Here is a 12,220-nt window from a genome sequence, read left to right as displayed (position 1 = left end):
CCGCGTTCTTCGGGGGGGGGCCCCCCCCCCCCGGGGGGGGGGGCCCCCCCCCCCCCCGGGGGGGGGGGGGCCCGGGCCCGCCCCCCCCCCCCCCCCGACACGGGTGGCGCGCACAGCGCTGCTGGTGGTGCCGGCACGCCGGAGCCGGGCGCGCCGCCGGGACTCAGATGCGGCCGCCCGTCAGGCGGGTGACCGGGCCGTGCGCGCGCAGGACGGACCTGCGCCCACCGGCGTAGGCGCCGACGGCCACGGCCGTCGCGGCCGCCGCGACACCGCCGGCGGTGACGGCGTTGGCCTTCAGGAGGCCGAGCGCCGGCACGGCGGCCTTGCGCCACACGCCGTTGACCGTCGACGTCAGGGCCTGGGCCTGGGTGGCGAGCACGCCCCCGGTCGCCTTGCCCGCCTCGTCCACGCCGTCGGTGGCGGCGCGGGTCGTGTCGCGGGCCGTCCTTCTGGCCGTGCTGGTGGCGGTGCGGGCCCGCCCGTTCGCGGCGCTGGTGTCGGTGGCCGTGGCCTTGCCGCTGCTCTTGTTCTTGTCCGTTTCACTCATGGGGTGCGCCTAACCCGTCTTCAGCCGCGAAAACCGGTTCCCGCAAGGCGGCTTGAAGTGGTCGGGTTCCCGGGCGTCCGCTCCGCTCGTGGATCCGGCGGCCGACTCCGCGTCGGCGCGGGCGGGTTGTCCGCCCTCCGGTGCGGGCGGGTGCGTCCGGCCCGGTGCGGGCTCGTCCAAGGCGGTGGTGGGCAGGAGGGTTTCGGGCGCCGCTGCCGCGTGGGTGTGGGCGTCGTCGCCGCGCGGGTTCTCCGTCAGGGCGGACCGTTGTCCCGGCCGTCTCGGCGCCAAGGGCAGGAGGTCACCCGGCGCCGTGCGCGGAAGGGGGTCTCGGGCGGAGTGCGTCGCGCCCTGCGAGGAGGGCCGCGGAACGGGCCCGTGAGGAGGTCCTGGGGAGGGCAAGGGGTGGAGTCTGCGGGAGGGAGGAGCGTGGAGCCCCCGGCGGGGTGGGGTCAGCGACGGCCGGCCGGCTCGCCGGCGTCCGTGGTGTCGAAGAGGGAGTACGCCTCCGTGAGGTCGAGCAGGTGCCTCGGCTGGTCCTGGAGGCCGGTGAGGACCATGCGGCTCCCGTCGCCCTGGACGCGACGGCGCAGCCGCAGCAGGAGGTTGAGCCCGGTGGAGTCCATGAAGGAGACGCCCGACAGGTCGAGGCGCAGCGTCTTGCCGCCCACCGGGAGCACGGTGCACGCCTCCTCGACGCGGGGGCAGGTCGTGAGGTCCATCTCACCCGTGACGGCGACGAGGGTGCCGTGTGGGTGATGGGTGACGGCGACGGTGAAGGTATCGGACATGGTTCGCCCCTCTCGGGGATCGAGCCCATGACGGCCGCCTCGGGGGCACCCGTCGAGCGCGCGGCGTCGGGCCGCGGCGCAGCCGAGCGAGAACCACCCGTACCGTGACCGGGCCACCGACCGTGACCCCGGGACGGCGCGGGGTTCCCCCGCCAGACCAGGCTGGCTCCTGCCACAGTGACACACCGCGAGCGCCCGGTGCCAGTGGCTCCCGCTCCGCACGCGCGCGGGGCGGGGCACGCCATCGACCCGTGCGCGGGGGCGCGGGCCGGTCGCCGTGCGGGCGCCCCGGGGCGCGGACGCGGCGCGTTTCCCCACCGGTGTCGTCCGTTCGGCTGACATGTGGCCATGGACTTCCTAGAGTTACGGCTCTCAGGCGTTCCGGGGGGGTGCCCATGAGACAACCGGCCGGCAGGGGGCGACTCGTCCTCCTCTGTGTCTTCCTGGTGGTGCTGGGGGGTCCGTGGTCACGTGACGTACTCCTCGAATGGTCTACGGACAACGTCGGGCTGGAGCTGCTGCGCCGGGCGCTGTTCGTACCCGGATGGCAGCCGGCGCCGGGGTCGGACCCCTTCCTGCGCGCCTACGCCTGGCTGGGCGGGCTGACGCTGATCGGGCTGATCGCCGGGATCCTGCTGCTCGTCCCCCGGCTGGTGGGCCGGGCGCCCGCGGGCGGTGTGCGGTGGGCGGCCTCGGCCGGTACCGGCGTGTTCCTCTCCGTGGGCAGCAGCACGCTGGCCTGGCTGGCCGTCGAGACCGCCGAGCCGGGCCTCCTCCTCGCCTTCGGCCAGGGCGGTTCCTTCCCCGTGCTGCTCGTCGACGGGCTGGTCTTCGGCGTGCTGCTGGGCCTCCTCATCGCCGTCGTCGGCGGCGGGGCCCCGAAGGCCCCGGGCGCCGTGCGCCCCGCGGCGTCCCGCAACCGTGAACGGAGTGCCGCCGTGTCCGACTCCTCCGACGATCGGCCGGTGGCCGTCGCGACCGGCACGTCGCCCGGCGACGTGACCCGCTACCTGTGCGCCGCCGCGTACACCGACCCGGCCTTCGCCGACCGCGTCGTGGAGGACGTGCTGGGCGACGGGCTCGGCGCCGTCGCCGCCTCGCCGGGCGTCGACCTGGTGCCGGTGGCGCGGCACAGCCTGACCGCGGGCAGGCTGCGCCGCGAGCGGGACCGCAGGCTGACCGCCGCCTTCGCTCTCGTCGCGGTGTTCGCGCCCCTGTGGCTGCTGTTCGCGCGGCTCGCCCTGGGGGCGCTCGGGTCGGCGTCGCGGACGCGTCGGCGCGCGGTGCGGGGCCGGGAGCTGCCGCCCACGTCGGCGACGACGTGGCGGCTGGCCGGTACGGCGGGCGCGCTGCTCGTCGCCGGGGTGCTGCTGGGCGCCGCCCTGACGGCGGTCCCCCTCCCGGGGCCGCTGGCCTGGCTGACCGGGGGCTACCTCTGGGGGGTCCCCGCGCTCCTCGCCGTGGTGGCCTGCTGCGCCCAGGTGGTGCGGATCGTCGTGGGTGAGGAGGTGGACGTGGACGCGCGGCTGCGGGGGGCGTTGCGGCGTGACACGTTCGACCCGGAGAGGTTGCCGCGACCGGGGCACCTGGAGCCGTGGGCGGCCGCGCGGATCGAAGCCGTGGCCGACGCCCAGCGGGGCAACGTCACCTGCTACAGCGGCCCTTCACCGTTCGTCGGGTACGGCAGGCGCGACGGGGAGTGGACGCTGTCGGTTCCGCTGCTGCCCGCCGACCCGGGTGCGGGCGGGGAGCGCGGTCCCCGGACCGTCGACGGCTTCGACGCCTGGGACGTCGTGGAGCGGCTGCGCCATCGGTTGCGCGGGACGACGGAGGAGCCGGGGGCGCCCCTGCGGGGCGTCGGGAACGGGGAACGGGCCACCGGACGGGCCGCCGCGGAACGTGACGGGGCCGGGGAACGGGACGGCGCGGGCGGGCGGGACGGCATCGCGCGGGACGGCTTCTCGCGGGACGGCTTCGGCGGGCGGCCCGGCACGGAGGGGCGCATCGAGGGGCTGGTGGTGGAGGACCGGGTCTTCGTCAGCGGCAGGGAGGTCGCACGGGACGGGCGGTTGCTGCCCGACCCGCTGCGGCCGCCCGCCACGCGGCTGCCCGCCGAGGCGCTGCGGTGGATCGCGCGGCGCCCGGACGGTGTCGCGCGGCACTTCCTCACCTCCCACGTACCGCTGTGGGGCGGAGAGATCGTGCCGACGCACTTCCTGCACGTGGCGGTGGAGGGCAGGACGCTGCACCTGCGGTGCGAGCGGTTCGTCCTGGGGCCCGTACGGCGGGACCTGCACGTGGTGGACCTGCTTCCGGCGGGCGTCCCCACCGCGCGGCGGCGCCGCTCGTTGGCGCTGCGGGCCCTGCGGCGATCGGGGGGCGCACTGTGGGCGGCGCCGCGGTCGTGCCTGTCGGACGCCCTCGCCGACCGGCGCAGGCGGGTGCGCCGGCGCCACGAGGCGCGGGCCGCGGGCGACGACCCCGCGTACGACCGCGGCGCGCGGATCAGCGTCCGCGAGGCCGCGCAGGGGCCCGAGTACTTCCACCACTTCCAGCTGGTCGACGCCCTGCGGACGCTGAACGCCCTCGACCGGCACGCGCTGGCGGCCGTCCGGGACTTCCTCGACGACCACGGGGTCGACACGACCGACTTCCGGACCCAGACCCAGACCATCCTCAACCACGGCGTGCTGCAGACGGGCGGGGTGAGCGTGGTCGGCAACCAGGCCGTCGGCACCGGCGCCCAGGCGACCGCGCAGTCGACCACGGCGCGGGCCGGTGGTCCGCCGCCGCCGTCCGGCCCCGCGGCCGCCCGATGACAGGAGGGAACGTGCCCCGTCAAGCCGATCCGTCGCCCGACGAGCCGGGCGAGGCCCGTGTGCTCAACTTCGGCGTCCAGCAGTACGGAGGGCAGAGCTCCGTCGGCAACCAGGCGATCGGCCCGGGCGCACGCGCCGTGGCCGGCCACGTCTCGGTGCACGCGCCGTCGGCGGACCAGCGGGCCGAGGTGGAGGCCCTGTTGCTGCTCGTCGAGCGTTTGCTGGACGAGCACCGGGCCGCGCTGCCGGACCAGGAGTCGCCCCGTACCGAACTGCGCCGGTTGCGCGAGGAACTGGAGGAGGGAGAGCCGGAGCCTGGCGTGGTGCGGCGGGCCCTGGAGCGGCTGGCGCTGTTCGCCCAGCCAGCGGCGCCGCTGGCGGCCGCCGTGGCCGAACTGACGCGGGTCGTGCAGTCCTTCTGACCCCGCCCACCTTGTGCGGGCTTCTGGTCCAGACCTCTTGACGAAAGGTCTGGACCAGAAGACCCTGGCCTTCCGTCGAGTGCCGTCGAGCGCCTGTCGCATCCGCCGGATGCCGTCGAGGGCGGCTCCCGGGGGACGCGGAGGGACGCCGGGAAGGAGCGCGGACATGCCGCGACACGGAAGGACGTCACCGGCTCTGGGGCTCGCCGCGGCGGTCCTCGCGCACCTGCTCGCCGCGGCGTTCCCCGCGGCCGCCCGACCGGCGCCCGCCGACGCGGTGGCCGCCGCCGGGGCGGCCGCCTCGGCGACGTGCCCGCTCAAGCCACGGCCCGCCGGGAAGGTCCTCCAGGGGTACTGGGAGAACTGGGACGGCGCCGCCAACGGGGTCCACCCGCCCTTCGGCTGGACCCCGATCACCGACCCGCGCATCAGGCAGCACGGCTACAACGTCGTCACCACCGCCTTCCCCGTGATCCGGTCGGACGGCACGGCGCTGTGGGAGAACGGCATGGACACCACCGTGAAGGTGCCCACGCCGGCCGAGATGTGCGAGGCCAAGGCAGCCGGGCTCACCGTGCTGCTCTCCATCGGCGGCGCCACCGCGGGAATCGACCTGAACTCCAGCGCCGTCGCGGACCGGTTCGTCGCCACGGTCGTGCCCATCCTGAAGGCCCACAACTTCGACGGCATCGACATCGACATCGAGACCGGCCTCGTCGGCAGCGGCGACATCACCCGACCCTCGCCCTCTCAGGCCAACCTCATGCGCATCATCGACGGCATCCTGGAACGCATGCCCCCGGGCTTCGGACTCACCATGGCCCCGGAGACGGCCTACGTCACCGGCGGAAGCGTGGTCTACGGCTCCATCTGGGGCGCCTACCTGCCCCTCGTGAAGAAGTACGCGGACAACGGCCGCCTGTGGTGGCTGAACATGCAGTACTACAACGGCAGCATGTACGGGTGCTCCGGCGACTCCTACGAGGCCGGCACGGTCGCCGGCTTCACCGCCCAGACGGACTGCCTGGACCAGGGGCTCGTCGTGCAGGGCACCACCATCCGCGTCCCGTACGACCGGCAGGTTCCCGGGCTGCCCGCGCAGCGGGGAGCCGGTGGCGGCTACATGCCGCCGGCCACCGTCGCCCAGGCGTGGAAGGCGTACGGCGGCCGACTGAAGGGGCTCATGACCTGGTCGCTCAACTGGGACGGGTCACGGAACTGGACCTTCGGTGACAACGTCCGCGCCCTGCAAGGCCGTTGACGGACCGCCGGGACCGGTCCGGCCGAGGTCCGCCCGGTACGCGCGCGGGGATCCGCCCGGCGCGCGCCGGGCCCCGCCTCAGGCGACGGCCACCCCGACCGGGAGCACGACCTCCCACGTGTCCACCGCGTAGAGCGTGTGCATGCCGTGCGCCTCGTAGACGCGCAGGGCGCCCGTCTCGTTCTGCGTGTCCACGCCGAGGCCGATCGTGTCGCGCCCCCGCGCCGCGTACACGGAGAACGCGTGGCGCAGCAGGTGCCCGGCGATCCCCCGGCCCCGGAACGACCGGCGCACACCGATGTTGCGGATCCAGGCCATGTTCGCGCGGTCGTCGCGCGAGAACAGCACGGCGGCGTCCTCGGCCCCGACCGAGGCGATCCACACGAGCGACCAGTCGATGCGGTCGCCGCCCCCGATGTCGTCGAGCCACTGCTCGTAGCTGCGGGGCTGGTGGTCGAAGTGCTCCGAGAACGTCTCCTGGAGCAGGGCGTGGGCGCGCCGCCGGTCCGCGTCGTCCCGGCAGTCGCGCAGCACCACGCCGGCGGGCGGCTCGGGCGCCGCCTGGTCGGGGACGGAGAGCGGGCGGGTCATCACGTGGTAGCGCCGCACCCGGCGCCAGCCCCGTCGGGCGATCATGTCGAGGTCGGTGGTGGGCTCGGCGTTGAGGTGCAGGTGGAGCACCGCGCGGGACGCGCCGTTGGCGCGGGCCCGGTCCGCGGCACGGTCCTCGGCGAGCGCGAGCAGCCGCTCCCCGGCGGCCCCGTGGCCGGGCAGCACGTAGTGGTCGGCGTCGACGCGCTCTCCCTGGGACTCGTCCCACACGAGGGCGTAGGCGACGAGCCGGTCGCCGTCGAAGGCGAGCCAGGAGTCCCGGGCGAGGTCGACCTCGGGGTGGGCGAGGTCCGCCTCGACGGAGTGCAGGTCGGTGTCGGGCCTGCCCGTCTCGATGGTGTCGATCTCGTTGAGCAGCGCGCATATGAGTGACGCGTCCGCGGTGGTGGCGGGACGGACGGCGCAGGGGGCTTCCGAATGCATCAGGCCACTCTCGGACCGCGGCCACGTCCCCCGCAAACGATTTCCCGCCCCCGACGCCCCTCCCCCGCGCCCGACCGGTACCGGCCGCGGGGGCCGCCGGCCGGCGTCGTGCCTCCGTCGGGGGCCGTGGCCCACACCCGCGCGCGAGGGCGTTCCCGGGACGTCGTCCGGACGACCGCCTCGCCCCCGGCGCCGCCCGCTCGTCGTCGTGCGCGGGACCGGGACCCGTGCGGTCGGTCGCGCGCGGTCCCGTACGGGGGCACGATCCGCCGGTGGGTGGCGGTGGTGGCGGCCGGGATCCCGACCCGGGTGACGCGGGCCCCGGCCGCCGGTGCCGTGCACGGCGTATCGAAGGGGGACACCGCCCCGGGGAGACGGTCTGACGCCCCGCTGACGGGTGCGCGCCACGAAGCGCGTCGCGACGGCGGCGCGCACGTCCACCGGGGCGGCGGACGTGCGCGGGGTGCCGCCGGCAGGCGGGGCGGGTCGTCAGGGGGTGGTCGGCCGGGGCTGTCGGACGGCGGCGTGCGTGCGGGCGGGGGCGTGCGGGCGGGTGGTGGACGGGGAGGTCAGGGGCGCAGGGAGACGGGCTCGGTGGGGGCGTCGGGGGTGCCGCCGGCGGCATGGACCGACAGCGGTGTCGCGATCTCCTCCAGGGACTTGCGCTCCGCGGCGACGGCGAAGAAGAGGGCGACGAGACCGCCCACGACCATCACGGCCGCGCCGAGGCAGAAGGCCAGCACCGTGTCGCCGACCACCCCGCTCTCGGTGAGCTCGGCGAAGATGAGCGGGCCGGAGATGCCGCCGGCCGCCGTGCCGACCGCGTAGAAGAACGCGATGGCCATGGCGCGGGTCTCCATCGGGAAGATCTCGCTGACGGTCAGGTACGCCGAGCTGGCGCCCGCCGAGGCGAAGAAGAGGACCACGCACCAGCAGGCGGTGAGCGTCGTCGCGGTCAGCACCTCCTGGCCGAAGAGCCACGCGGTGACGAAGAGCAGGGCACCCGACAGCAGGTACGTGCCGGCGATCATCGGACGGCGGCCCCAGGTGTCGAAGAGCCGGCCCAGCGTCAGGGGGCCGAGGAAGTTGCCGAGCGCGATCACCGCGAAGAAGTAGCCGGTCGAACCGCTCGGGACGTCGTAGAACGTCGCGAGGATCGCGCCGAAACCGAAGGTGATGGCGTTGTAGAGGAACGCCTGCCCGACGAAGAGGGCGAAGCCGAGGACGGCGCGCCGGGGGTAGGTGCGTACCAGGGTCCGGGCGATCTCGACGAAGCCGATGCTCTGCCGCTGCTTGATGGTGATGGAGCCGGCGGGCGGGGCGAGCGCCTTGCCGGTGTCCCGTTCCACCCGCCGCTCGGCGTCCGCGACGATCGCCTCGGCGCCCTCCTCGCGGCCGTGGATGAACATCCAGCGCGGGCTCTCCGGGACGTGCCGCCGGACGAGCAGGACGGCGAGGCCGAGGACGACGCCGAGGCCGAAGGAGACGCGCCAGCCGATGTCCTTGGGAAGGATGTCGGTGTCGAGGAGCACGACGGACAGCAGCGAGCCGCCCATGGCACCGAGCCAGAAGCTGCCGTTGATGACGAGGTCGACGCGGCCGCGGTACTTGCTGGGGATGAGTTCGTCGATCGCGGAGTTGATGGCCGCGTACTCACCGCCGATGCCCATGCCGGTGAGGAAGCGGAAGAGGAAGAACCACCAGGACGAGTACGAGAACGCCGTCATCGCGGTGGCGCCGAGGTAGACCGCGAGGGTGATGAGGAAGAGCTTCTTGCGGCCGTAGCGGTCGGTCAGCCAGCCGAAGAGCAGGGCGCCGGAGCAGGCGCCCGCCACGTACAGGGCGGCGGCGACGCCGGTGACCTGGGCGCTGCTGATGGCGAGGCCGCTGCCCTCCTCGGAGAGCCGGCCCGCCATGTTGCCGACGATGGTGACCTCGAGCCCGTCGAGGATCCACACGGTGCCGAGCCCGATGATGATCATCCAGTGCCACCGCGACCACGGCAACCGGTCCAACCGGGCGGGGATCTGCGTCGTGACGGTCCCGTCCAGCGCCTGCCCGTCTTCTCTCATCGCTTACCTCCACGGCGTAAGGGGCCGCATCCACGTACCCCATGATCAATCCGTGGAAACGGACCCTCACCCGTGCGGCCCGACGCTCCGGGAGGGGGGCGGGAGGCTGGAGAGGGGCGCTACGGGCGGAGGGCGCGGACGGTACGGGCGGAGGGGCGCGGGCGGTACGGGCAGGCCGGCGCGGACGGTACGGGCGGAGGGGCGCGGGCCGGTGGGACCGGGGCCCGGGGTACGGCTGGGCCGGCTGTGGCCAGTGTTGCCGGTGAGGCGTCCGGGTGCCGGGGCGCCCGAGGTTACTCGTGCGTTCCGCACGGCTCATTGCTGACAGCTGCGACTATGGGCGGCCCCGCCCCGGGTGGCAACGTTCTTCCTGTCGCCGTCGCTGACCGAAGGAGCAGGTGTGATCAAGGGATACGCCACCTTCTGCGACGCGGACCGCCACTTCTACGACGCACCGCACCGGCTGTCCGCGGAACGCCAGGGGGGCAGGGGTGCGCTCTACGCGGCGGCGCTGACGCCGGTGCCCGAGGGCTGGCGGCGCAACCGCAGCGGTGACTGGCTGGCGCTGCGCCCGGTCGGGGCGGAACTGCCGGCGCAGGGGTGGAAGATCCACGTGTCGGCCTGCCTGGAGAACGCGGAAACGATTCTGGCCCGGGTGTCGGAGTACTGCCTCACCCACCGGATCGCCTTCAAGTTCGTCCCGAGCCGCTACCTGCTCCACACCCGCAACGCCAAGTACGCCGACCGCGCGGCCAGCGGCAAGTTCATCACCGTCTACCCGGCCGACGACGACCAGTGCCACCGCGTCGCCCGCGACCTGGACGCGCTCCTCGCCGGGGAGGACGGTCCGTACATCCTCAGCGACCTGCGCTGGGGCGAGGGCCCGGTGTACCTCAGGTACGGCAGCTTCACCCAGCGGCACTGCTACGACGAGGACGGCGAGCTGCGCCCCGCCGTGGAGGACCCGGACGGGAAGCTCGTCCCCGACCTGCGGGGGCCGGCCTTCCGGACGCCGCCCTGGGTGCGGGTGCCGGACTTCCTCCGGCCGCACCTGGCGGGCCGTCACGCCGTGACCCTCGCCGACGTGCCGTACACCGTCGAGCGGGCCCTGCACTTCTCGAACGGCGGCGGCGTCTACGTCGGCCACGACTCCCGGACCGGCGAGAAGGTCGTCCTGAAGGAGGCCCGGCCGCACGCCGGGCTGGCCGCCGACGGCGCCGACGCCGTGACCCGGCTGCAGCGGGAGCGCGAGGCCCTGGAACGGCTCTCCGGGCTCCCCTGCACGCCCGAGGTGCGCGGTGGGTTCGAACTGGGGGGACACCACTTCCTCGCGATGGAGTACGTCGAGGGCAAGCCGCTCAACACCTTCTTCGCCCGCCGCCACCCGCTGATCGAGGCGGACCCGACACCGGAGTCCCTCGCCGAGTACACCGCGTGGGCCCTGCGCGTCCACCGGATGGTGGAGGAGGCCGTGGAGGCGGTCCACGCCCGCGGCGTGGTCTTCAACGACCTGCACCTCTTCAACATCATGCTCTCCGAGGACGAGTCGTCGGTGGTCCTGCTCGACTTCGAGGCGGCCGCGCACATCGACGACAACCGCCGGCAGACCGTCGCCAACCCGGCCTTCGTGGCCCCAGCCGACCGGCGCGGCTTCGACGTCGACCGGTACGCCCTGGCCTGTCTGCGCATCGCGCTCTTCCTGCCGCTCACCAGCCTCCTCCCGCTGGACCCGGAGAAGGCGCGGCACCTCGCGGACGTGGCCGCGGCCCAGTTCCCGGTGCCGCGCGCCTTCCTCGACGAGGCGGTGGCCGAGATTCTCAAGGGGCGGCCGGACACGGCAGGCGACGGGCCGTACCTGCCGGTGGAACCGGGTGACTGGCCGGGCAGCCGCGACTCGATGGCACGGGCCGTGACCGCGTCGGCGACGCCCGACAGGGAGGACCGCTTCTTCCCCGGCGACATCGCCCAGTTCGCCACCGCGGGTGGCGGGTTGACGCTCGGCTACGGCGCCGCGGGCGTGCTGTACGCCCTGGCCGAGACGGGCGCGCCGGCCCACCCCGACGCGCAGGAGTGGCTCCTGCGGCGGGTCAAGGAGCCCCCGTCGGGCAGCCCCCTCGGGCTGTACGACGGCCTGGCCGGCATCGCCTGGACCCTGGACCGCCTGGGCCATCCCGCCCCGGCCGCCGACCTCGCCGACCTGACGATGGCCCGCCCCTGGGAGGGTGTCGCGCCCGACCTGCACGGCGGTCTCGCGGGCGTCGGTCTGGTCCTGGACGCCCTCGGCCACCGGGACGCCGCCCTGCGCTGCGCGGAGCTCGTCGCCCGCGCGCTGCCCGGCATCACCCGCGCCGGCCTGCTGTACGGGGCGTCCGGACCCGCGCTGCTCTTCATCCGCCTGTACGAACGCACCGGCGACGCGGCCCTGTTGGACCTGGCCGCCGACGCGCTCGGCCGCGACCTGGACCGCTGCGTCGTCAGCGCCGGCGGGACGCTCCAGGTGGACGAGGGATGGCGGACCATGCCGTACCTGGGCGCCGGCAGCGTGGGCATCGGCATGGTGCTCGACGACTTCGCGGCGCACCGGACGGACGAGCGGTTCGAGCGGGCGCGCGGTGAGATCGTCCGGGCCGCACAGGCCACGTTCTACGCCCAGCCCGGGCTGTTCCGGGGCGCGGCGGGCATGGTCCTGTACCTGAGCCGCACCACCACCCCGGGTCCCGGCACCCACCCCTCGGACGTACGACGCCAGATCGACGCCCTGGCCCGCCACGCGGTGCCGTACCAGGGACATCTGGCCTTCCCCGGCGAGCAGATGATGCGGCTGTCCATGGATCTCGCCACGGGCACCGCCGGCTGTCTGCTGGCCCTCGGCAGCGCCGCGACCGACGGCCGCGCGCACCTGCCGTTCCTCCCGCCGCTGCGGCGGCCCCAGACCCGGTCCCAGTCAGGGACCGTGGAAATGCACACCGTCCCCATGAAGGAAAGGAATCGATCATGACGCTTCTCGACCTGCAGTCGATGGAGACCCCGAAGGAAGAGGCCACGGGCGACGTCGCCACCGGCAGCCGGGCCAGCCTGCTGCTCTGCGGTGACAGCAGCCTGAGCGTCACGACCTGTAACTGAGCCGGTCCCGGCCGGACCGTGCGGTGTTCGCACCGCGCGGTCGGCCGGCAGCGGCTGCGGCCCCGGGGGGGGGGGGCCCCCCCCCGGCCCCCCCCCCCCCCCCCCCCCCCCCCCCCCCCCCCCCCCCCCCCCCCCGCCCCGCGCCCG

General features: G+C 74.9%; 9 protein-coding genes. 5 read left to right on the top strand and 4 right to left on the bottom strand.

Annotation, left to right across the window (positions count from 1 at the left end; translation table 11 throughout):
• Positions 1-163 precede the first annotated feature (163 nt).
• Both ACF053_RS29815 and ACF053_RS29810 read right to left on the bottom strand, forming a co-directional pair.
• On the bottom strand, positions 164-550 hold the full coding sequence (locus tag ACF053_RS29815) for a hypothetical protein (protein ID WP_391956868.1): 387 nt from the start codon (positions 548-550) through the stop codon (positions 164-166).
• A gap of 452 nt (positions 551-1,002) precedes the next feature.
• Positions 1,003-1,341 (bottom strand): STAS domain-containing protein, encoded by a 339-nt coding sequence (locus ACF053_RS29810; protein ID WP_391956867.1) that lies wholly within the window; start codon positions 1,339-1,341, stop codon positions 1,003-1,005.
• Between the two features lie 395 nt (positions 1,342-1,736).
• Here ACF053_RS29810 and ACF053_RS29805 point away from each other — a divergent pair, with 395 nt between their 5' ends.
• The 3 genes from ACF053_RS29805 to ACF053_RS29795 all read left to right on the top strand — a co-directional run bounded on the left by ACF053_RS29805 (position 1,737) and on the right by ACF053_RS29795 (position 5,843).
• Positions 1,737-4,160, top strand: coding sequence for a hypothetical protein (locus ACF053_RS29805; RefSeq protein WP_391956866.1), 2,424 nt, complete (start codon positions 1,737-1,739; stop codon positions 4,158-4,160).
• A gap of 11 nt (positions 4,161-4,171) precedes the next feature.
• Positions 4,172-4,582, top strand: coding sequence for a DUF5955 family protein (locus tag ACF053_RS29800; protein WP_391956865.1), 411 nt, complete (start codon positions 4,172-4,174; stop codon positions 4,580-4,582).
• A gap of 166 nt (positions 4,583-4,748) precedes the next feature.
• Positions 4,749-5,843, top strand: coding sequence for a chitinase (locus tag ACF053_RS29795; RefSeq protein ID WP_391956864.1), 1,095 nt, complete (start codon positions 4,749-4,751; stop codon positions 5,841-5,843).
• A 78-nt stretch (positions 5,844-5,921) separates the two neighbouring features.
• Here the strand turns inward: ACF053_RS29795 and ACF053_RS29790 are convergent, their stop codons facing one another.
• Positions 5,922-6,878 (bottom strand): GNAT family N-acetyltransferase, encoded by a 957-nt coding sequence (locus tag ACF053_RS29790; protein WP_391956863.1) that lies wholly within the window; start codon positions 6,876-6,878, stop codon positions 5,922-5,924.
• 569 nt (positions 6,879-7,447) lie between these two features.
• Positions 7,448-8,950 carry an MFS transporter gene (locus ACF053_RS29785; protein WP_391956862.1) on the bottom strand — a complete coding sequence of 501 codons (1,503 nt, stop codon included), beginning with the start codon at positions 8,948-8,950 and terminating at the stop codon, positions 7,448-7,450.
• Positions 8,951-9,350: 400 nt separating this feature from the next.
• Here ACF053_RS29785 and lanKC point away from each other — a divergent pair, with 400 nt between their 5' ends.
• Both lanKC and ramS read left to right on the top strand, forming a co-directional pair.
• The gene (gene lanKC, locus ACF053_RS29780) at positions 9,351-11,948 is read left to right on the top strand and encodes a class III lanthionine synthetase LanKC (RefSeq protein WP_391956861.1); all 2,598 of its coding nucleotides are present in this window, start codon (positions 9,351-9,353) and stop codon (positions 11,946-11,948) included.
• Entirely contained in the window at positions 11,945-12,073 is a 129-nt protein-coding gene (ramS, locus tag ACF053_RS29775; protein WP_058940762.1) for a mycelium formation morphogenetic lantipeptide SapB, read from the top strand. Before lanKC ends, ramS begins: the two co-directional genes overlap by 4 nt.
• The last annotated feature ends 147 nt before the right edge of the window (positions 12,074-12,220 follow it).

It is taken from the genome of Streptomyces kanasensis, assembly GCF_043077165.1.
In the GTDB taxonomy this organism is placed as follows: Bacteria; Actinomycetota; Actinomycetes; order Streptomycetales; family Streptomycetaceae; genus Streptomyces; species Streptomyces changanensis.
This window is presented reverse-complemented; position numbering and strand designations above follow the sequence as displayed.

Bases quoted from the DNA above. Each gene is read 5' to 3' on its own strand.
- ramS (WP_058940762.1), top strand. From the start codon at position 11,945: ATGACGCTTCTCGACCTGCAGTCGATGGAGACCCCGAAGGAAGAGGCC.
- ACF053_RS29785 (WP_391956862.1), bottom strand. From the start codon at position 8,950: ATGAGAGAAGACGGGCAGGCGCTGGACGGGACCGTCACGACGCAGATC.
- ACF053_RS29790 (WP_391956863.1), bottom strand. From the start codon at position 6,878: ATGCATTCGGAAGCCCCCTGCGCCGTCCGTCCCGCCACCACCGCGGAC.
- ACF053_RS29815 (WP_391956868.1), bottom strand. From the start codon at position 550: ATGAGTGAAACGGACAAGAACAAGAGCAGCGGCAAGGCCACGGCCACC.
- ACF053_RS29810 (WP_391956867.1), bottom strand. From the start codon at position 1,341: ATGTCCGATACCTTCACCGTCGCCGTCACCCATCACCCACACGGCACC.
- ACF053_RS29795 (WP_391956864.1), top strand. From the start codon at position 4,749: ATGCCGCGACACGGAAGGACGTCACCGGCTCTGGGGCTCGCCGCGGCG.
- ACF053_RS29805 (WP_391956866.1), top strand. From the start codon at position 1,737: ATGAGACAACCGGCCGGCAGGGGGCGACTCGTCCTCCTCTGTGTCTTC.